18 protein-coding genes are annotated in these 20,560 nt (G+C 77.9%); 8 read left to right on the plus strand and 10 right to left on the minus strand.

Translation table 11 applies throughout. From position 1 onward, the window contains the following. Positions 1-13 precede the first annotated feature (13 nt). Positions 14-1,222, plus strand: a complete 1,209-nt coding sequence (locus BUE37_RS09960) for a lycopene cyclase family protein (RefSeq protein ID WP_175562835.1) — start codon at positions 14-16, stop codon at positions 1,220-1,222. Here BUE37_RS09960 and BUE37_RS09965 read toward each other — a convergent pair. The 3 genes from BUE37_RS09965 to BUE37_RS09975 form a co-directional block, all read right to left on the minus strand. Next, a complete protein-coding gene (locus BUE37_RS09965; RefSeq protein ID WP_073420045.1) occupies positions 1,188-2,726 on the minus strand; it encodes an APC family permease in 1,539 nt (512 codons plus the stop codon). The genes BUE37_RS09960 and BUE37_RS09965 overlap by 35 nt on opposite strands. An 87-nt stretch (positions 2,727-2,813) precedes the next feature. Continuing rightward, positions 2,814-3,431 (minus strand): SRPBCC family protein, encoded by a 618-nt coding sequence (locus tag BUE37_RS09970; RefSeq protein ID WP_073420046.1) that lies wholly within the window; start codon positions 3,429-3,431, stop codon positions 2,814-2,816. Next, positions 3,428-3,820, minus strand: a complete 393-nt coding sequence (locus tag BUE37_RS09975; protein ID WP_073420702.1) for an ArsR/SmtB family transcription factor — start codon at positions 3,818-3,820, stop codon at positions 3,428-3,430. The genes BUE37_RS09970 and BUE37_RS09975 overlap by 4 nt, the downstream gene beginning before the upstream one ends. Positions 3,821-3,904: 84 nt before the next feature. Here BUE37_RS09975 and BUE37_RS09980 point away from each other — a divergent pair, with 84 nt between their 5' ends. Next, positions 3,905-6,235, plus strand: a complete 2,331-nt coding sequence (locus BUE37_RS09980; protein ID WP_073420047.1) for an ATP-binding protein — start codon at positions 3,905-3,907, stop codon at positions 6,233-6,235. Here the strand turns inward: BUE37_RS09980 and BUE37_RS09985 are convergent. Further along, a complete protein-coding gene (locus BUE37_RS09985) occupies positions 6,205-6,879 on the minus strand; it encodes a hemerythrin domain-containing protein (protein WP_073420703.1) in 675 nt (224 codons plus the stop codon). The genes BUE37_RS09980 and BUE37_RS09985 overlap by 31 nt on opposite strands. 246 nt (positions 6,880-7,125) lie before the next feature. Between BUE37_RS09985 and BUE37_RS09990 the strand changes: the two genes are divergently transcribed. Beyond that, positions 7,126-7,653, plus strand: coding sequence for a putative immunity protein (locus tag BUE37_RS09990; RefSeq protein WP_073420048.1), 528 nt, complete (start codon positions 7,126-7,128; stop codon positions 7,651-7,653). Between the two features lie 16 nt (positions 7,654-7,669). Here BUE37_RS09990 and BUE37_RS09995 read toward each other — a convergent pair whose 3' ends face one another. From BUE37_RS09995 to BUE37_RS10020, 6 genes are all read right to left on the minus strand, one after another. Then, positions 7,670-7,987 carry a hypothetical protein gene (locus BUE37_RS09995; protein ID WP_073420049.1) on the minus strand — a complete coding sequence of 106 codons (318 nt, stop codon included), beginning with the start codon at positions 7,985-7,987 and terminating at the stop codon, positions 7,670-7,672. After that, a complete protein-coding gene (locus BUE37_RS10000; RefSeq protein WP_073420050.1) occupies positions 7,956-8,492 on the minus strand; it encodes a universal stress protein in 537 nt (178 codons plus the stop codon). Before BUE37_RS10000 ends, BUE37_RS09995 begins: the two co-directional genes overlap by 32 nt. 96 nt (positions 8,493-8,588) lie before the next feature. Further along, entirely contained in the window at positions 8,589-9,797 is a 1,209-nt protein-coding gene (locus tag BUE37_RS10005; RefSeq protein ID WP_073420051.1) for a low temperature requirement protein A, read from the minus strand. Between the two features lie 33 nt (positions 9,798-9,830). Next, positions 9,831-11,615, minus strand: coding sequence for a potassium channel family protein (locus BUE37_RS10010; protein WP_073420052.1), 1,785 nt, complete (start codon positions 11,613-11,615; stop codon positions 9,831-9,833). 13 nt (positions 11,616-11,628) lie between these two features. Then, positions 11,629-12,015: a DUF6394 family protein gene (locus tag BUE37_RS10015; protein ID WP_073420053.1), complete on the minus strand. Its 387-nt coding sequence runs from the start codon at positions 12,013-12,015 to the stop codon at positions 11,629-11,631. 116 nt (positions 12,016-12,131) lie between these two features. Then, the gene (locus BUE37_RS10020) at positions 12,132-13,967 is read right to left on the minus strand and encodes a flavin-containing monooxygenase (RefSeq protein ID WP_073420054.1); all 1,836 of its coding nucleotides are present in this window, start codon (positions 13,965-13,967) and stop codon (positions 12,132-12,134) included. Between the two features lie 106 nt (positions 13,968-14,073). On the opposite strand from BUE37_RS10020, the gene BUE37_RS10025 reads away from it, so the two are divergent. From BUE37_RS10025 to BUE37_RS10045, 5 genes are all read left to right on the plus strand, one after another. Then, positions 14,074-15,267, plus strand: a complete 1,194-nt coding sequence (locus tag BUE37_RS10025; RefSeq protein WP_073420055.1) for a GAF domain-containing protein — start codon at positions 14,074-14,076, stop codon at positions 15,265-15,267. 9 nt (positions 15,268-15,276) lie between these two features. After that, complete coding sequence (locus BUE37_RS10030; protein ID WP_073420056.1) at positions 15,277-16,152, plus strand: acyl-CoA thioesterase; 876 nt, start codon at positions 15,277-15,279, stop codon at positions 16,150-16,152. 100 nt (positions 16,153-16,252) lie between these two features. Then, positions 16,253-17,218 (plus strand): patatin-like phospholipase family protein, encoded by a 966-nt coding sequence (locus BUE37_RS10035; protein WP_175562836.1) that lies wholly within the window; start codon positions 16,253-16,255, stop codon positions 17,216-17,218. 59 nt (positions 17,219-17,277) lie between these two features. Then, positions 17,278-18,822, plus strand: coding sequence for an ATP-dependent DNA ligase (locus BUE37_RS10040; protein ID WP_073420058.1), 1,545 nt, complete (start codon positions 17,278-17,280; stop codon positions 18,820-18,822). Between the two features lie 77 nt (positions 18,823-18,899). Beyond that, positions 18,900-20,495: a GGDEF domain-containing protein gene (locus tag BUE37_RS10045; protein WP_083628532.1), complete on the plus strand. Its 1,596-nt coding sequence runs from the start codon at positions 18,900-18,902 to the stop codon at positions 20,493-20,495. Positions 20,496-20,560: the final 65 nt, after the last annotated feature.

The raw sequence follows: 20,560 nt of genomic DNA on the forward strand, positions 1-20,560 counted from the left end.
GTCGTCTGCGGCGGTGGCAGTCCCCCTCGACGTGGTCGTCGCCGGCGCCGGGCCGGCCGGGCTGTCGGCGGCGGCCGCGTGCGCCGCTGCGGGGCTGTCGACCGCGCTGGTCGCCCCCGCGGTGCGGCCCTGGCCGGCCACCTACTGCCTGTGGGCCGACGAGCTCGACGCCGCGGCCGGACCGCTCGGCCTCGATCCGGCCGCGGCGCGGACGACCATGGCCGCCCGGTACTCCCCCACCGTCGTCCGGACGGCGTCCGGCGGCGAACGGGAGCTGACCCGCGGCTACGCCCGGCTGCGCAACGACGCCGTGCACGCCGCCCTGCTCGACCGGTTCACCGCCGCCGGCGGGCGGCTGGTGACCGGCCGGGTCCGCGGCCTGCTCGACGACGACGGCGGCGAGGTCGCCGTCCTCGCCGACGGCACCCGGCTGGCCGCCCGCACCGTGCTCGACGCGCGGGGCGGCGGGCCCGCGACCGCGCAGCAGCGGGCGTGGGGCGAGGTGGTCGCCGGGCCCGTGCCGGACCTGGTGCCGCCCGACGGCGCCCTGTTCATGGACTGGACGGCGCTGGCCGCCCCCGGTGCTCCCCCGGCGTTCCTCTACGGCCTGCCCCTCGACGACGGCACCGTGCTGCTCGAGGCCACCTCCCTGGCCGCCCGGCCGCCGCTGCCGCTGGCGGACCTGCGCGAGCGGCTCGCGGCCCTGCTGACGGCGCACGGGCTGCGGCCGGCCGGCGGGGCCGAGCGGGTGGCCATCCCGCTCGACGCCGCCCCGCGCCCGGCAGGCCCCGGCACCCCGCTGGGCGCCGCCGCCGGGCTGGTGCACCCGGCCACCGGCTACAGCGTGGCGGCGTCGCTGCGCCTGGGCCCGCGGGTGGCCGCGGCGCTGGCCGCGGGCCGCGACCCGCGCCCGGTCGTGCGCGCCGCGCGCCCGCGGGCCACCGCGGCGCTGCTGGGCCTCGGCCTGGAGGTGCTGCTGCCCATGGACGCCGCGGCCACCGACGCGTTCTTCGGTGCCTTCTTCACGCTCCCCGAGCAGGAGTGGGCGCCCTACCTGGACGGGGGCTCGCCGCCGTCCGCCGTCGCCGGGACGATGGCCCGGGTCTTCGGGGCGCTGTCGCCGGCGCAGCGGGCCCGGCTGCTGCGCGGCGTCGCGGGCGGGACCGCGGCCCGGCTGGTGGCGGGGCTCAGGCGGGCGCGGGCGGCGGCGTCGGGTCGATGACCGCGGCGTGCTCCGGGAGCACCCCGGTGCGACGCCGCTGACGCAGCAGGTACCAGCCCAGGCCCACCGCGACGATCGCGCCGATGAACACCGGCGCGGCCCACTGCAGGTACCAGTGCTGCTCGCCGGTGGCGTTGTAGACCTCCCGCCGCGGCCAGGCGAGGTTGACCGCCATCCCGGCGCCCCACAGCACCGCCAGCACGTTCACCGGCAGGCCCCAGCGGCCCAGCGAGAAGCGCCCCGGCGCCGGGCGCCACCGGCCGCGCAGGCGGGCGACCAGCATCGGGCCGGTCACCAGCAGGTACGCCAGGTAGATCATCACCACGGCGATGCTGGTGAGGGCGGTGAAGACCTGCGGCTGGCGGACGTTGAGCAGCAGCACGCCGATGGCCAGCACCCCGACGACGACGGCGGGGACGACCGGCGTGCGCCGCCGCGGGTCGACGTGCGCCAGGCGGGCCGACGCCGGCAGCGCGTTGTCCCGCGCCATCGCGAAGGTCATCCGGATCGCCGCGGTGTGCACGGCGAGGCAGCACACGGTGACCGCGACGACGATGCAGACGAGGAACGCCTTGCCCAGCCCCGTGCCGGCCACCGAGAGCAGCACGTACTGCAGCCCGCCCCCGCTGCTGGCCAGTTGCGGGTCGGCGAGGCTCGGGGCGGCCATCAGGCCGAACAGCAGGATCAGCCCGCCGAGCACGAAGGAGGCGGTGATCGCCCGCAGGATCGCCCGCGGCGCGGTGCGGCCCGGGTCGATGGTCTCCTCGCCGAGCGAGCTGGCGGTGTCGAAGCCGTACATGACGTAGCCCGACGCGAGCGCGGCCACGAGGAAGGCGCCGAGGTAGCCCAGCGACTGCCCCTCGCCGCGGCCGGCGGTGTCGAACAGGACGTCCTGCGGGCCGCGGGTGATCGCCAGCGCCAGCACGACGACGATGAGCACGGCGGCCACGAGCTCGATGAACACCCCGGTGCTGTTGATCCGCGCCATCAGCCGCACGCCGAAGGCGTTGATGAGCGTGGTGACGGTGATGAGCAGCCCGCCGAGCAGCACCGCGTTGACGGCGACGTCGTAGGTGCCGGTGCCGTCACCGACCACCTGGAAGCCGGACCACAGCTGCGGCAGCGTGATCTGGTACGCCAGCGCGGTCGCGGCGAGGGTGACCACCGAGGCGGTGAGCATCACCCAGCCGGCCAGCCACGACGTCGTCGCGCTGCCGAGGCGCTTGGTCCAGTTGTAGAGCGAGCCGGCCACCGGGTAGCGGGCGGCCAGCTCGGCGAAGCACAGCGCGACCATCAGCTGGCCGGCGAAGACCATCGGCCAGGACCACACGTAGGCCGGGCCCCCGGCGCCGAAGCCGAAGTAGAAGAGCTGGAACGTGCCGGTGAGGATCGAGATGTAGCTGACGCCGGCGGCGAAGCTGGAGAACCGGCCGATGCTGCGGTCCAGGTGCTGCCGGTAGCCGAACTCCGCGAGCTGGGGGTCGCCGTCGTCCGAGGGGCGCACGGTGGGGGCCTTCCGGGGAGGGGGTGCGGGCGCTCCACTGTGGCGGACGGCGCGGTCCCCGGCGACCCGGGGACCGCGCCGCGCTCGTCAGCCGGCCGAGGGGGCGAACTGGGCCCGGGCCGCCGCCTCGCCGCCGGCGACCTCCTCGGGCGTGGCGGTGCCCGACGCCGTCACGGTGGCCACCCAGGCGTCGATCGAGGCGGCGTTGGCCGCGCGCACCCCCTCGCTGCCCTCCCACGCCACCGGGTCGCCGACGTCCTCGCCGTCGACGTGCAGCGCGAGGCCCAGCAGCGCGACGTCCCAGCCGGGGCCGACGAACAGCGCGCCGGCGCCGCTGCCGGCGAACGCGGCGGGCACGGTGTGCTCCAGCTCCAGCGCGGTGCCCTGCCCCGCCGCGGCGAGCCGGACCGTGACCACGCTGACCGGCCCGCCCCAGGTGAGCACGAGCGTGGAGGGCGGGGTGCACTCGCGGATCTCGCCGTCGGCGTTGCCCTCGACGGCGAAGCTGCCGCCCTGCCGGAGGTCGCCGCTGACCGGGGCGAACCAGCGGGCCAGCCGCGCGGGGTCGGTGACGGCGTCCCACACGTCGGCGACGTCGGCCGGGTACTCGCGGCGCAGGCGGACGGCGATCAGCTCGTCGTCCCCGGCGCCCTCCCGGGCGACGGCGCGGGCGGTCTCGGCGATCTCGGTCAGCAGGTCTCTCACGGTTCCTCCTCGGGCGGGGTGTCCTGGGGTGGGGTGTCCTGGGGTGGGGCGTCCCGGGGCGCGGCGCGGCGCTCGCGCTTCCCCCGGGCGAGCTCGGTGGCGAGTGCGTCGAGGTGCCGGTCCCAGGTACGGCGGAACCGCTCGAGCCACCGGTCGACGTCCTGCAGCGGCGCGGGCTCGACGGCGTAGAGCCGCCGCGCGCCCTCGGCCCGGACCCGGGCGAAGCCGTTCTCCCGCAGCACCCGCAGGTGCTGGGAGACACCGGGCTGGGAGATGCCGAACTCGCGGCGGACGACGGCGGTGACCTCCCCGGCCGACAGCTCGCCGTCGGCCAGGAGCTCGAGGATCCGCCGCCGGACCGGGTCGCCCAGGACGTCGAACGCGTGCACCTCCACACTGTTTCACTGCCGACTGATATCAGTCAATGCTTATGTGCATCCGGGCAGGCCGGGACGCCGCTACCCTCCCGGCCGGTGAGCGCCCCGTCCCCCGGCCCCCTGGCCGCGCTGCTGCGCCGGCTCCGCGAGCGGGCGGCGCTCAGCCAGGAGGAGCTCGCCGCGCGGGCCGGCCTGACGGGCAAGGCGATCGGCGCGCTGGAGCGCGGCGAGCGGCGCCGCCCCCACCCGCACACGCTGCGGGCACTGGGCGACGCGCTCGGCCTCGACGACGCCGACCGCGCGGACCTGGCCGCGGCCGCCCGGCCGGACGCCGCGGACCCGGCGCCGCCGCCCGGCCCGCCGGTGCCCGCCGTGCCGCTGGTGGGGCGCGACGCCGAGCTGCCGGAGGTCACGGCGCTGCTGCGGTCGGGGACCACCCGGCTGCTCACGCTCACCGGCCCGGGCGGCGTCGGGAAGACGACGCTGGCCCTGGCGGCGGCCCGGGCGCTGGCCCCCGGGTTCCCCGGCGGCGTCGCGGTGGTGGAGCTCGCGCCGGTGCGCGAGGCGCGGTCGGTGCTGCCCGAGCTCGCCCGCGTGCTCGGCGGCCGGCAGCCGGCCGGTCCGGCGGCCGACGCGGTCGCCGCACGCCTGGGCGACCGGCGCTGCCTCGTGGTCCTGGACAACGTCGAGCACGTGCTGGACGCCGCGCCCGAGGTCGCCGCGCTGCTGGCCCGCTGCCCCGGCCTGACCGTGCTCGCCACCAGCCGGGCCGCGCTGCGCGTGCGGGCCGAGCGCGAGTACCCGCTCGGCCCCCTGCCGGTCCCCGCCCGCGCGGACGCCGGCACCGTCGCCGCCTCCCCCGCCGCCCGGCTCTTCCTCGACCGGGCGGCCGCCGCGGGCCGGCCGCTGTCCCTGGACGACGGGACCGCGGCCGACGTGGCCGCGATCTGCCGGCGCCTCGACGGCCTGCCGCTGGCGCTGGAGCTCGCCGCCGCGCACGCCCGCTACCTGCCGCCGTCGGCGCTGCTCGGCCGGCTCGACGACGCCCTCGGCCGCAGCCGCTCGCGCGACCTGCCGGAGCGGCAGCGGACGATGGCCGCCGCGCTCGACTGGAGCCACGACCTGCTCACCGCCGGCGAGCAGGCGCTGCTGCGCCGGCTGTCGGTCCTCGCCGGCGGCTTCGACCTCGACCTGGCACGGGCGGTGTCGGGCGGGGAGGACGCCGTCGTCGCGCTCGAGGGGCTGGTCGAGCAGTCGCTGGTCGTCGCCGAGGGAGGGCCGCACGCGCGCTACCGCCTGCTGGAGCCGGTGCGCCAGTACGCCGCGGCGCGGCTGGCCGCGTCCGGGGAGGCGGACGCCGTCGCCGACCGCGCCGTCGCGGCGGTGCTCGCCCTGGCCGAGGGGGCGCGCACCGGGCTGCCCGGCGCGGAGCAGGGCGCGTGGCTCGACCGGCTGGAGCGCGAGCACGGCACCCTCGGCGTCGCCCTCGGCCGGCTGACCGCGGCGGGCCGCGCCGCCGACGTCGCCGCGCTCATGGAGGCGACCTGGCTGTACTGGGCGGTGCGCGGCAACGCCGCCGAGGGCCTGCGGTGGCTCGGCCGGGTGTCCCCCGACGGGCTCGCCCCCGACGACGTCTCCCGGCTGCTGCTGGCGACGGCGGCGCTCCGGTACGCAGCCGGGGACGTCCCCGGCACGCGGGAGGCGGCCGCCGCGGCGGCCCGGACCGCGGGCGCTCCCGACCTGCGCTCGCTCGCGCTGGTGCTCACCGGCTCGGCCGCCGTCTTCACCGGCGACCTCGACGCCGCCGCGGCCGAGCTCGACGAGGCGCTCCGGCTGGCGGAGGCGAGCGGGCAGGCGTGGGCGCGGGCGCACGCGGTGACCGCCCGCGGGCAGCTGCTGCTGCGCGCCGGCGAGCTCGGCGGGGGCACGGCCGAGCTCGCCCGGGCCGAGGGGCTGGCCCGGGAGCTGGGCAGCCCGTTCACGCTGGCCACGGTGCTCAACGTGCAGGCCTCCCTCGCCTGGCTGGCCGGCGACGGGGACGGCGCGCTGGCCCGGTGGACGGAAGCCGCGGTGCTCGCCGCCGAGGTGCGCACCACCTGGACGCTCGCCTACACGCTGCCCGGGCTGGCCGCCGTCGCCGCCGCCCGCGGGCGCCCGGAGCTGGCGGCCCGGCTGTTCGCGGCCGGCTCCGCGACGGCGGAGGCGGCGGCGGTCGCGGTGGCGTTCCCGCCCGACGTCGAGCTCGCCGCGCAGGTGCTGCCGGAGGTGCGCGCCGCGCTGGGCGCAGAGGCGTTCGGGCGGGCCTGGGACGCCGGCCGGCTGCTGCGCCCGGAGGACGTCCCGGCCCTGGTCCGGGAGCTCGGCCCGGGAACCCGGCCCGGAGGCCGGCCCGGGGCTCAGCGGGTCCCGCGCACCCGGCTGACGTAGCGGCGGTACCGGCCCGCGAACACGGTGCGCAGCAGGACCCGGACCGGCCACGGGACGACGTGCAGCATCATCTCCCGCTCCTCGGGGTCGCACTCCTCCAGCAGCGCGCCGAACAGCAGCGGCAGGTGGCGCGCCGCCATCTGGCCCTTGCCGTGCTCGCCGAGCTGCGACCACTCCTCCTGCGTCACGTGCCGCCGGGCCAGCGGGAGGATCTCGCGCTCCTCCTCCTCGAGGTGGACGAGCAGTACCTCGCGCAGCGCGTCGACGGTGCCGGCGACCTCCTCGGCGACGGCGGGGCGCGCCTCGGCCTCCCAGCGGTCCAGCGCCGGCCCGAGCGCCTCCGTCAGCCGCTCGACCTCGGCGTGCTGCTCCTCCATCCGCCCGATCAGCGCGGCGTCGGGCGGGCAGCGCTCGAGCAGCGTGGGCCAGAGCAGGTCGTCCTCGGCGGTGTGGTGCAGGTGCAGGCCCTGCAGGAACATCCGGGTGTGCGCGGCGAGCACGGCGGCGCGGGCGGTGTCGCCGGGCGCCACGGCCCGCACGAGCCCGGGGATTAGCCGCAGCTCGCGGCGGAAGGCGCGGTGGACCACGTACATGTCACGGACGTCGGCCATCGGGACGGCGGGGGCGGGAGCGGTGTGCGTCATGGCGTCGAGCCTGTCGGCGGCGGCGGGCACGACCCACCCACAGCGCCCCCACAGCGGACCCACGATCAGCCCACGGCACCCCGGCGGGTCGACATGGCGACAGCTCGATCCGCCGACACCTCGACCCGGCGACACCTCGACGTCCCGACACGGCGACGTCCCGACACGGCGACGTCCCGACACGGCGACCGGTCGACAGCGCGACACGGCGACACCTCGACGCACCCGCACCCGAGGACGGGCGGCGTGAGCCAGGACGCCCCCGAGGTCGCGCTGACCCGGGCCGAGCTGCGGGCGGTCGCGGGCTTCGCTGCGGCGTGCGCCGGTCCCGCCCTCGCCCGCTTCGAGCGGGACCGGCCGGACGACCCGCGCCCCCGCGCCGCGGTCGACGCCGCGCAGGCCTTCGCCGACGGGGCCGAGCGCACGACGGCGCTGCGCGACGCCGCCTGGGCCGCGCAGCGGGCGGCGACCGCCGCTCGGGAGGCCGGGCAGCCCGCCGCCGCCGAGGCCGCCCGGTCCGCGATGGCCGCGGCCGGCGCGGCCTTCCTGCACCCGATCGCCCGGGCCACCCAGGTCGCCCACGTCCTGGGCTCCGCCGCGCACGCCGCCCGCGCGGCCGAGCTCGACGGCAACGATCCCGCCGCCGTCCTCGACCGCGCCCGGCGCACCGCCGGGCCCGTCGTCGCGGGCGTGCTGCGCCGCTACCCGCCCGCCCCGGCCGGCGGCGGGCGGGTCGGCGCGCTCGTCCGGGAGCTGGACGGCTCCCTGCGGTAGGCGCCCCGCGGGGGGCTCAGTGCTCCGAGGCGTGGTGGTGGAACCGCCGCCACGGGTGGCGCCGCGCCGTCGGCGCCGCGGGCACCGGCGGGGGTTCGGCCGGCGCCGTGGCGGCGCTCGCCGTCGCCCCGGCAGGCGGCGCCTCCCGGCGCGGCGGGCGCACCCGGTCGGCCAGCCGCTCGCGGCTGAGCTGGTGCTGCAGCCCCATGGGGTCGCAGCGGTGCCCGCGGGCGGCGACGTCGTGCTGCGCCTCCCACTGGGCGATGAGCTTCTCCTCCGCCGTCATCTCCCGGCGCCGGTCGTCACCCGAGCCCGGCGTGCTGGACCTGGTCATGGCGCTCCTCCCTGCTGCCGCCCGGTCCCGGGCCGGGCGTCGTCCCGTGCGTCGTCCCCTGCGGGCGCACGACGGTCACCGGGCACGCCGCCGCCCGCAGCACCGACGTCGCCACCGACCCGGGGAGCCGCCCGCGCGCGGCGCCGCGGCCACGGGCGCCGACCACGAGCAGCGCGGCCCCCTCCACGGCGTCCAGCAGCGCGTCCACCGGCGCCCGGTGCACCGCGCGGCCCTCCACCGGCACGCCCGCGGGCACCCCGGCCGCGGCGACGTCGTCGGCCAGCGCCTGCCGCACCGCCGCCTCGTAGTCGGCCACCGGCGGCACGTAGCCGCACTCCCAGGTGGCCGGCCGCGGCGCCGTGGTCAGGCTCCACGCCCGCACCACGAGCAGCGGCAGCCCGGCCCGCGCGGCGAGCGCGCCGGCCCAGGCCAGCGCCGTCCGGGCGCAGGCCGACCCGTCCACCCCGACGACGATCCCGCCGTCGAGCCCCGGCGTCGTGTCCACGGCAGCGCACCTCCCGGCGGGTCGGCGTCCGGCCCCCGTCCCAGTGCAGCCCTCCCGGACCGCGGGCGGCAGGGCCGGAGGTCCCTGCCGCACCGGTCAGACCTCCTCGGCCTCCAGCTGCCCCGTCGCCCGCTGCACCGAGCCGGCCACGACCACGACGACCACCAGCGCGGCCAGCGCGCCGATGACGGCGACGGCCGGCAGGTCCAGCAGCGCGTCGAGGCCGGCCACCACCGCCGCGGCCAGCGGCCACCACCACCCGCGGCGCACGTCGCCGGTCATCGCCGACGCCGTCACGCTCGCCGACGCGAGGTACAGCGCCACGCCCCCCGCGACGAGCAGCCGCGTGCCCGGCGGCACGTCGCCGGCCTCGACGACGGCCAGCTCGATCCCCGCGCCCACGGTCGCCAGCGCCAGCGTCAGCGGCAGGTGCCCGAACACGTAGACGTCGAGGGCGTGCGTGGCGCGCGGCTCCCCGGACTCGTCGAGCAGGCGCTTGGCGCGCGCCCCGGCGAGGTCGAAGTAGCTCCACCACAGCGCCGCGGCGAGCACGAAGGCCAGCGCCGCCACGACGACCGAGTTCGCCGTCCACTTCGCGTCGTAGAGGCCGTGCGCCACGGCCGCCACCGGCTCGCCGAGCACGAGGATGACGAAGAGCGCGAACCGCTCCGGCAGGTGCTCGACGTGCACCGGCACCTCGGCCGAGGTCCGCGTCGCGAGCAGCGGCACCAGCGCCTCGACGAGCACCGCGGCGAGCCAGAACGCGTAGGCGGCCGGCCGCGGCACCGCCAGCGACACCGCCCAGAACGCCGCACCGGCGGCCGCGCCGGTCAGGTACAGCCGGGTGATCGGCCGGGCATCGGGCACGTGCACGTGCGCGCGGCGGTACTGCAGCAGCAGCAGGCCGCGGAGCACGAGCTGGCAGACGACGAAGACGGTGGCGCGCTCACCCGTGGCCTCCGACGCCGAGGCCGCCAGCCCCACGACGGCGGCCATGCTGGCCAGCTTGTAGACCCGGTAGACGACGTCGTCGTGGTCGAAGCGGTTGGCGTAGAGCGTGGAGCTCACCCACGACCACCAGACCGCGCCGAAGAGCCCCGCGAAGACGAGGTAGCCGTGCACCGTGACGTCCTCGCGCAGCGCCTTGGCCAGCTCGGTCAGGACGAGGACGAAGGCCAGGTCGAAGAACAGCTCCAGCTTGGACGCCGAGCGGTTGTCGTCGGTGCGCAGCTCCGGCGGCCGGACGGCGTCGGAGCGGCCGGTGAGGCGGTCGACCAGGCGCCGGCCCGGGCCCTGCTCGGTCATGCGTTCCCCCTCGTGGACGTCGGCGCCGGGCGCTCAGGGCGCGGCGGGAGCGTCCGCGGCCGGCGTCGACCGGCTGAGCTTGCGCCAGATCCAGCTCGACGGCACCCGGTGGCCGGTGACCAGGTAGTCGGCCACGCCGTCGATGAACAGGGTCGCCTCCACCTCGCGGTGCACCGCGGCGCGGCCGGCGAACAGCAGCTCGTCGCCGGGCTCGAGCTCCAGGTCGCCGTCCGGGGTCAGGAGGGCCTCGCCCCGGCGCAGCACCAGCAGCGGGACGGCGAGCAGCGTCCGGTCGCGGTCGGCGGGGTCGCGCAGCAGGTCGGCGAGGCGGAACCCGCCGCGGGCCAGCCGGGGGTGGAGGGCAGGCGCGTCCTCCGCCGTGAGGCGCACCTTCCAGAGCGCCTCGAGGTGGGTGCCGCACGCGTCGAGCAGCCGGTCCACGACGCCGGCCGACCACTCGTCGCTCTGCCCGGGCAGCTCGCGCAGGAAGCGCCACAGCAGCGGGGTGCTCAGCCGGGCGTAGGCGTCGTGGGCGACCACCTCGGTGGGGACCAGCAGCGCGTCGACCTCCATCGCGGCGAACAGCGCGGTGTCGGCCGGCTGGTTCTGCCGGGCGGCGACGAACAGGCCGGGGTTGATCCGCCGGGCCTCGGCGATCAGCGACAGGTTGGTGGTGTCGTTGTCGGTGCCGGCGACCAGCCCGACGGCGCCGGCGAGGTCGGCGGACCGGATGACGTCGAGGTCCGCGGCGTCGCCGACGATCGTCGGCTCCTCCTCGGGCGAGGGGTCGACGGTGGTCACCTCCAGGCCCTCGGCGCGGAGGTCGGCGGCGAAGTGCCGGCCGAAGCGCCCGTAGCCGCAGACCACCCACCGGCCGGGCGCCGGCGCCGTGCCCCGGGGGGTGAGCTCCGCGCCCGGGCCGCTCTCCAGCCAGGTCATCAGCTGGTAGGACGCCGGGGTCCGCAGCGCCAGGCGCAGGTGGTCGCCGAAGCGGTCGAAGGGGTTGACGACGGTGGGCGACCCGAAGCCGGCCATCCGCTCGGCCACCATCGGCGACGTCGTCCGCGACACCACCGGCAGCTCCGGGCGCAGCAGCGCCGCCGCCATCGTCACCGCGAGGTTGGCCTCGTCGTCGCCGGTCAGCGCCAGCACGCCCTCGCACCACGGGTGCCCGAGGCCGGCGACGCCGAGGACGTGCGGGTCGCGGGCGTCGCCGACGATCCCCGGCACGTCCCCGCGGTAGGTGGCGATCTCGAGGGCGTCGATGCGGGTCTCGGAGATGTCGACGACGGTGAACCGGCGGCCCAGCGCGTCGAGGGAGGCGCCGAGGTTCTCCCCCGCCTGCCCGTAGCCGGCGACGAGCAGGAACGGCTCGCGCAGCCGGGTGACCTTGCGCGACACGTGCCGCAGCGCCAGCGCCTGGCGGAACGCCCGGTCCTGCACCAGCGCCAGCAGCGACCCGATCGCGTACGCCCACCCGACGACCGTCAGGTAGATCGTCGCCGTCGTCCACATGCGCTGGGCGTAGCTGAAGGCGAACGGGATCTCGCCGAAGCCGATCGTCGTCGCGGTGTAGCTCATGACGTAGAAGGCGTCGAAGAGGCTCAGGCGGGCCGGCTGCCCCTCGGCGTCGACGCCCGGGATCAGCGAGAGGCCCAGGACGCTGACGAAGAAGATGACGATCAGCGTGATCAGCGGCGCGCGCATCCGCCGCAGGACGGTGAAGACCGTCGCCGAGCCCTCCGCTCGCGGCACGACCGGACGGCGGCGCACGCGGCGGCCGCGGGTGGTCACCGGGGGCGGCGGCGCGGTCTCCACGGTCGGCGTCCGCTCAGTGGCGCTGGAAGGACACGGTCTCGATCACCAGCAGCACCACCGAGACCATGTTGGCCACCAGCGCCCCGCCCGACAGCGACACCATGCTCGCCGTGGCGGTGGCCGTCAGACCCTCGGCGGAGACGTGCACCGCCCACGCCCAGGTGATCGTGGCGGCGATGAGCTGCAGGTCCGCGACCAGGCTGGTGGCCAGGTGCACGGCGCCGATCTGCGTGCGGTCGCCGAACTTGAGCACCGTGGCGATGAGGCTGACCACCAGCGCCGCGAACAGCTCGTAGACGTTGTGCACGGCCGGGTCGTCGATGTCGCCGATGAAGAACCCGAAGTTGATGGTGGCGGCGAGCAGCACGAAGAAGCCGAAGACGACCTTCTCGAGGTTCATGCGACTCCCGCGGCGGTGGGTGCGACCGTCCGGACACTAGTGCCGCACCGGACCGCCCGCCGGGGGACGGCGGGCGCCGGCGCCGGGGAGCGCGGGGCTCCCCGGCGCCGGGCCGCTCACCGCCGGTGGTGCACCTGCGCCTGCCCGTACACCGGCGTCGGGATGCCCACCTGGCGCGCCTTCAGCTGCAGCGCGAGGTACAGCGAGTAGTGCCGCGACTGGTGCAGGTTGCCGCCGTGGAACCACAGCGCCGGCTGGGCGGTGGGCTTCCACATGTTGCGCTGCTCGCCCTCCCAGGGGCCCGGGTCCTTGGTGGTGTCCGAGCCCAGGCCCCACACCTTCCCGACCCGGTCGGCGACCTCCTGGCTGATGAGGTCGGCCGCCCAGCCGTTCATCGACCCGTAGCCGGTGGCGTAGACGACGAGGTCGGCCGGGAGCTCCGTCCCGTCGTCCAGGACGACGGCGTCCTCGGTGAGCCGCACGACCTGCCCGTGGACCAGCGCGACGTCGCCGTTCGCCACCAGGTCGGCGGCGCCCACGTCGATGTAGTAGCCCGAGCCGCGGCGCAGGTACTTCATGAACAGGCCCGACCCGTCGTCGCCCCAGTCGAGCCAGAAGCCGGCCTCCTCCATGCGGCGGTAGAAGTCGGCGTCGCGCTCCCGCATCTGCTCGTAGGCCGGGATCTGGAACTCGTGCAGGATCCGGTACGGGATGGAGGCGAAGGTCAGGTCGGCCTTCTCCGTGGTCATGCCTGCGGCCACGGCCTCCTCGCTGTAGAGCGAGCCCAGGCCGATCTCCATGAGGCTGTCGCTCTTGACGATGTGCGTGGAGGAGCGCTGCACCATCGTCACCTGCGCGCCGTGCTCCCACAGCGCCCCGCAGATGTCGAAGGCGGAGTTGTTGCTGCCGATGACGACCACCCGCTTCCCGGCGTACTCGTCCGGCCCGGGGTGGGCCGAGGAGTGGTGCTGCTCGCCGCGGAAGACGTCCTGGCCGGGGATCTCGGGCACGTTGGGCTTGCCGCTCATGCCGGTGGCGAGCACGAGCTCCTTCGGCCGGAGGGTGAGCTCCTCGCCGTCGCGGACCACCTGCACGGTCCACTCGCCGGCCGCCTCGTCGTAGGCGGCGCTGCGCACCTCGGTGGAGCCCCAGTACGGGATCTCCATGACGCGCACGTAGGACTCGAGCCAGTCGGCGATCTTGTCCTTGGGGGCGAAGACCGGCCAGTTGTCGGGGAACGGCAGGTAGGGCAGGTGGTCGTACCAGACCGGGTCGTGCAGGCAGAGGGACTTGTAGCGGCCGCGCCACTGGTCACCGGGCCGGGCGTGCCGGTCGACGACGAGCGCCGGGACGCCGAGCTGGCGCAGCCGTGCCCCGAGCGCGACGCCGCCCTGGCCGCCGCCGACGACGAGGACGGAGGGCTGGGTGGTGCGGCCGAGCTCGGCGTCCTCCCGTGCACGGCGCTCGGCCCAGGTCAGCCGCTCCCGGTTGATCCCGTGCTCGGCACCCTTCGGCCGGCCGGGCCCGCGCGGCTCCTCGTGGCCCGTCAGCTCGTACAGCGTGGTGAGGAACGTCCAGGCCCGCGGCTGCCCGTCCTCCTCGACGAGGCGCACCAGGCCCCGCCCCCGGCCGACCGCCGTCTCGAAGGTGAACCAGGCGGTGGTGACGCCGTCGTCCTCGGTCGGCTCCTCGCTGACGGCGAACCCGGAGGGGTCGGTGCGGTCGAGGGTGGCGGTGAGCAGGTCGGCGACGCCGGCCCGGTCCTCGACGGTCGTGATGTTCCAGGTGAACGCGACCAGGTCCCGCCAGAAGCTGGTGGCGGCGAACAGCCCGGCGGCGCGGTCCACGTCGCGGGCGCGCAGCGCGTCCTCGAGGTCGGCGAACCAGGCCCGGGCGCGGGTGGCCGGGGTGGTGGAGGGGGCCGTGGACGGGGTGTCGAGGGTCGAGGTCATGCGGGGTCCTCCCTGGCGAGCAGCACACGTGGTGTGATGTGCAGCACAGCACCCGCCGGACCTGCGGCGGGAGCGTTGCAGCGCATTGCACGCCGAGGAGGCGCCGGTGCCCGCGTGGTCGGCGGTCGCGCCCGGCACCGACCTGTCCACGCACGCCCGCGTGCTGTCCCGCGTGCACGACGCCGTCCTCGCCGGCGGCCGTCCGCCGGTGCGCCCGCGCCGGGTGGTCGAGCGGTCCTGGTCGCGCGTGCTGGGGCTGGGCATGGACCCCGACCGGCCCCGGCCGCGCGACCCGCTGCCCGCCGAAGCGGTGCAGGCCCGCCGCCGCACCTCCGGCCTGGAGGCGGTGGTCGACGAGCTGCGGCAGGTGCTCGTCGGCGTCGCGGAGGCCTCGCACGGCCTCGTCGTCGTCACCGACGCCGACGGCGTGGTGCTGTGGCGGGACGGGTCGGCGGCCACCCGCCGGCACGCCGACCGGCTCGGGTTCGCCGAGGGCGCCACCTGGACCGAGGCCGCCGTGGGCACCAACGCCATCGGGACGGCGCTGGCCGAGGCGGCGCCGGTGCAGCTGTTCTCCGCCGAGCACTTCGAGGCCGCCCAGCACCCCTGGTACTGCTCGGCGGCGCCCGTGCACTCGCCGGTCACCGGGGAGCTGCTCGGGGTGGTCGACGTCAGCGGGCCGGCGCTCACCCTGCACCCGGCGATCGGGGCGCTGGTGGAGACCTCGGTGCGGCTGGCCGAGAACGGGCTGTGGCGGCGGCACGAGCAGCACCTCGACCGGCTGCGCCGCGCGGCCGGGCCGGTGCTGGGCACCGCGCGGGGGCCCCTGCTGCTCGTCGACGACGACGGCTGGGTCGCCGCCCGCTCCGGTGTCGCCGCGGGCGCCCGGGTGGCCGTCCCGCGGGCCGGCCGGCCGCTCGCCGTCGCCGGGCTCGGGCTGTGCACGCCCGAGCGGCTGGGCGAGGGCTGGCTGCTGCGCCCCGCGGAGGCCCGCGCGCCGGTGTCGGCCGAGCTCGACCTCACCGCGGCGCCCGTGCTGCGGGTGCGCGGCGGCGAGGGCTCCTGGTCCGCGGGGCTCACCCGCCGGCAGGCGCAGGTGCTCGCCCTGGTGGCCGCCGCCGGCCCGGCCGGGCTCGACGCCGCGGCGCTCGGCCGGGCGCTGTTCGGCGACGACGGGCACGTGGTCGCCGCGCGGGCCGAGGTGTCCCGGCTGCGCCGCGTCGTCGGCGACCTGGTGGCGCCCGCGCCCTACCGGCTCGCCGGGGGCGTCGCCCTCACGGTGACCGGCGGGGGTGCTTGACTCCCCGCCGTGCCGCCGCCCTCCCCCCGCGCACCCCTGGCCGCGCTGCTGGACCTCTCCGACTCCGGCGACGACGTCCTGCGCGCCGCGCCGCGCGGCGGCCCCGCCGGGGAGCGCGCGTTCGGCGGCGCGGTGGTGGCGCAGTCGCTGGCCGCCGCCGCGCGCACGGTGGACGCCGGCCGTCCGGTGCACTCGCTGCACGCCTACTTCGTCCGCCCCGGCGACCCGTCGGCGGCCGTCGACCTCGCCGTCGCCCGCGTCCGCGACGGGGGCAGCTACACCACCCGCGAGGTGACCGCCCGGCAGGGCGAGGCCGCCATCCTCGTGCTGACCTGCTCCTTCACCCGGCCGCAGGCCGGCCCGGAGCACCAGGTGCCCGCGCTCGCCGCGACCCCGCCGGAGGACCTGCCGCGGCCGGAGGAGGCGCTGGCCGACGCCCCCGCCCCCGTCCGCGCGTGGCTGGACTGGCTGGACCGGCGGCACCCGTTCGACTTCCGCTTCGACGGCCCGCTGCCCCGCGTCGCCGCCGGCCGCGGTGAGCCCGCACCGCCCCGCCAGCGCTTCTGGTTCCGCTCCCGCGAGACGCTGCCGGACGAGCCGCTCGCGCACGCCGTCGCCCTGGCCTACGCCACCGACATGCTGCTGCTGGCCACCGCCGTCGCCCCGCACGGCACGGTGATCGGCGCCCCGGGCCTGGCGACGGCGAGCCTCGACCACGCCGTCTGGTTCCACGGCCCGGCCCGCGCCGACGACTGGCTGTTCTGCGAGCAGGAGAGCACCTGGGCCGGCGGCGGGCGGGCGATGTGCTCGGGCCGGGTGTTCGACCGCGGCGGGCGGCTGGTGCTCACCGTGGCCCAGGAGGGCATGGTGCGCACCGCGCGGTGAGGGCATGGTGCGCCGCGCGTTGACGGCATGGTGCGCACCCGCGCTGAGGCGCGACACCGCACGGCCACCCACCGGCCACCTCCGGTGCACCATGGGTCCGGTGACCCCGCGGACCCACCTCGTGCTCGGTGGCGGCGGCGCCATGGGCGCCTTCCAGGCCGGCGCCCTGCGCGCCCTGCTCGACACCGGCCTCGCCGTCGACGCCCTGCACGGCACCTCGGTGGGCGCGGTCAACGCCGCCTTCCTCGCCGCCGCGCCCGGTCCCGACCGCGCCGCGCGGCTGACCGAGCTGTGGTCGGACCCGGCGATGGGCCGGGTGCTGCGCCCGGGCTGGCCCGCCCGCGCCCGCGGCCTGGCCCGCTCGCTGCGCCGCGGCGCCGGCTTCCTCGACGACCGGCCGCTGCGCCGGCTGGTCGCCGACCACGTCCCCGCGCACGACCTCGGCGAGCTCGCCGTGCCGCTGTCGGTCACGACCACCTGCCTCGACTGCGGCGCGGCGGCCCGGCACCGCACCGGCCCGGTCGGCGACGTGCTCGCCGCGAGCTGCGCGCTGCCCGGGCTGTTCGCGCCCGTCCGGCTGCCCGACGGGCACCTGCACGTCGACGGCGGGATCGTCGACGGCGTCCCGGTGGCCGGCGCGCTCGCCGACGCGGGCCCCGACGACCGCGTGCTGGTGCTCGACTGCGGCCTGGCGCCGGTGACCGCCGTCGAGGGCCGCTGCGCCGCGCACCCCCGCGCGGCCGGCCCGCTGGCCTGCGGCGTGCCGGCCGATCCCGACCGCGACCCCTACGTGGCGCCGGTCGAGGCCGGCCCCGGCGCGCTGGACACCGTGCTGCAGGCGTTCACCGTGGCCCGCACGGTGGCCAACCGGGCCGCGGTGGCCGGCGCGCTCGCCGACCCGCGGGTGCAGGTGCTGCCGCACGTCGCCGACGCCTGGGCCGCGGGCCTGCTCGACCGGCTGCCCACCGGCCCGCGCGACACCGGCGGCGCGCGGGCGCTGCTGGCCGCGGGCCGCGAGGTGACGGCGCGGTGGCTCTCGGCCGGCACCGAGCTGGCGCTGCGCTGACCGCGTCCGGGCCCGCGCGGGAGACCGGCGCTGTCGTACCCGGCTGCCAGCATGGCGGGGTGCTGCTCGCCGACGTCGTCGCCGCCTCGGCCGCGGTGGCGGCCACCCGCGCCCGCACGGCGAAGGCGGCCGCGATCGCCGGCGCGCTGCGCGCCGCGGCCCCCGCCGAGGTCCGCCCGGTCGCCGCGTGGCTGGCCGGCGAGCTGCCGCAGGGCCGCGTCGGCGTCGGCTGGCGCACGCTGTCGCGCGCGGTGCCGCCGCCGGCGGACGCGCCGTCGCTGACCGTCGCCGCGGTCGACGCCGCGCTCACCGCGCTGGCCGGCACCACCGGGTCCGGCGCCACCGCCCGCCGCGCCGCGCTGCTGGGCGAGGTGCTGTCGGCCGCCACCGCCGACGAGCAGCGCTTCCTCACCCGGCTGCTCGGTGGCGAGCTGCGCCAGGGCGCGCTGGAGGGCGTGCTGCTCGACGCGGTCGCCGCCGCCGCGGAGGTGCCGCCCGCGGTGGTGCGCCGGGCGGCCATGCTCACCGGCCGCCTCGACGAGACCGCCGCCACCGCCCTGTCCGGGGGCGAGGAGGCGCTGGCCGCCGTCGGCCTGCGGGTCGGCCGCCCGGTGCGGCCGATGCTGGCCAGCCCCGGCTCCTCGCTCGACGCGGCGCTGGGCGACCTCGGGAGCGAGGTCACCGTGGAGCACAAGCTCGACGGCGCCCGCATCCAGGTACACCGCGACGGCGACGACGTCCGGGTGTGGACGCGCACGCTGCGCGAGGTCACCGGCGGCGTCCCGGAGCTGGTCGAGCGGGTGCGGGCGCTCCCCTGCCGCACCGCCGTCCTCGACGGGGAGACCCTCGCCCTCGACGACGACGGCCGCCCCCGCGCGTTCCAGGACACGATGAGCCGTTTCGGCAGCGACGGCACGGACCCCGGCGACGCGGCCGCCGTCCTGCTCTCGCCGTTCTTCTTCGACGTGCTGCACCTCGACGGCCGCGACCTGCTCGACGAGCCGCTGGCCACCCGGCTGGCCGTCCTCGACGGGCTGCTCGCCGCCGACGACGCCGCCCCGCTGCGGATGCCCGGCGCGCGGCGGCCCACCGCCGAGGAGGCCGCCGCCGTGCTCGACGACGCGCTGTCGGCCGGGCACGAGGGCGTGGTGGTCAAGGCCCTCGACGCGCCCTACGCCGCCGGCCGCCGCGGCCGCGCCTGGCAGAAGGTCAAGCCGGTGCACACCCTCGACCTCGTCGTCCTCGGCGTGGAGTGGGGGTACGGCCGGCGCACCGGCAAGCTGTCCAACATCCACCTCGGCGCCCGCGACCCCGACGGCGGCGAGCCGCTCATGGTCGGCAAGACGTTCAAGGGCATGACCGACGAGCTGCTCGACTGGCAGACGGCCACCTTCCCGGCGCACGCCCGCACCGAGCACGACTGGGGCCTGGAGCTGCGGCCGGAGGTGGTGGTCGAGGTGGCCCTCGACGGCGCCCAGCGCAGCACCCGCTACCCCGGCGGCGTCGCGCTGCGCTTCGCCCGGGTGCTGCGCTACCGGCCCGACCGCACCGCCGCCGACGCCGACACCGTCGACGCCGTCCGCGCCCTGCTGGCCGGGGGCTGAGCGCGGTGCTCACCCGTCGGGGTGGTCCTGATCCGGGACGACTCAGTACCGGAGCCGGGGCTGCCGATCCCGAGGCCGTGACCAGTCTGGCCGTCCGGGAGGACCCGGTGCCCGCGGTACCCCCGCGGGCCGACGCCGGGGCGGCGCTGGCCACCGTCCTGGACGAGCTCGAGACGCTGTCGCGCTTCGACGCCGGCTCCGCCGCCGACCGCGCCGAGGCCGCGCTCGCCACCGCCCGCGAGCTCGGCCGCGCCGACCTCGAGCAGCGCGCCCGCCTCGTCTGCGCCGACCTGCTGCGCCGCCGCGGCGCCGTCTCCGACGCCGGCCGCACCGCCCAGGAGGTGCACCGCTGGGCCACCGACACCGGCCACCGCCATCTGCTGGCCCGCAGCTCCTTCGTGCTCACCGCCGTGTTCCAGGAGCTCGGCGACCTCGCCGGCGCGCTGGAGCACGCGGTCGTCTCGGTCGACCTGCTCGACGACGACGACCTGCCGGCGCTCCGGGTCGACCACCTGGTCCGGATAGCCGACGTGCTGGGTCTGTCCCGCGACCCGGCCGCCCCGGAGCGCTACGCGGCGGTGCTCCGGCTGGCCGAGGACCTCGGCGACGTCGACCGGCAGCTGCGCATCCTCAACAACCGCGCCTACACCGACACCCTCTCCGGCCGGTTCGAGTCGGCGCTCGAGCACAGCGACCGGCTGCAGGCGCTCGCCGCCGAGCACGGCGTGCCCCTCGACGTCGGCCGGCTCGACACCGTGGCCCGCGCCCTCATGGGCCTGGGCCGGCTGGACGAGGCCGAGGCCGCCCTGCTGCCGGGGCTGCGCGCGCTCGACGCCTCGCACGACGGCGACGCCGGGGCCGACTTCCTGCTCACCCTCGCCGAGGTGCAGCGCCTGCGCGGCGAGGTGGACGCCGCCGACCGCACGCTGGCCGAGTGCCTGCGCCGCTGCGCCGAGCACGGGCTGGCCTCGATCCGGGTGCGCGCCCGCGCCGAGCAGGCCGAGCTGCACGCCGCCGCCGGCGACCACCGCGCCGCGTTCGAGGAGCACAAGCGCTACGTCGCCGAGCTCGTCGAGCAGCAGTCGGCGCAGCGCGAGGCCCGCGCCCGCGCGCTGCAGGCGATGTACGAGACCACCGAGGCCCGCCGGCAGAGCCGCCGCTGGCGGGAGCTGTCGCTGCGCGACCCGCTGACCGGCCTGTACAACCGCCGGCACGTCGACGAGGAGCTGCCCCGGCTGCTGGCCGCGCCGGCCACCGCCGACGAGCTGGTCGTCGTCGCGCTGCTCGACCTCGACCACTTCAAGCGGGTCAACGACACCTGCTCGCACGCCGTCGGCGACGAGGTGCTGCGCACGGTCGCGGGCCTCCTGCAGGACACCGCGCTGCCCGGCGCCACCTCCTTCGCGGCCCGGCTGGGCGGCGAGGAGTTCGTGCTGGTGCTCGCCGGCACCGACGCCGACCGGGCCGCCGCGCACCTCGAGGACGTCCGCCGCGCGGTCGCCGCGCACCCGTGGGCGCCGCTCACCGGCGAGCTGCCGGTGACGATCAGCGTCGGCGCCGCGAGCACCGCGGAGGTCACCGACCGCACGCCGGCCCAGCTGCTCGGCCTCGCCGACGCCCGGCTGTACCGGGCCAAGCGCGCCGGTCGCGACCGCGTCGTCACCGCCGGCTGACCGCCCTTCCCCGAACCCACCGCGGTCGGGAGCGCGTCCGAGTGGGGCATGACGGCGGAGTCGGG

The organism is Geodermatophilus nigrescens (assembly GCF_900129495.1).
In the GTDB taxonomy this organism is placed as follows: domain Bacteria; phylum Actinomycetota; class Actinomycetes; order Mycobacteriales; family Geodermatophilaceae; genus Geodermatophilus; species Geodermatophilus nigrescens.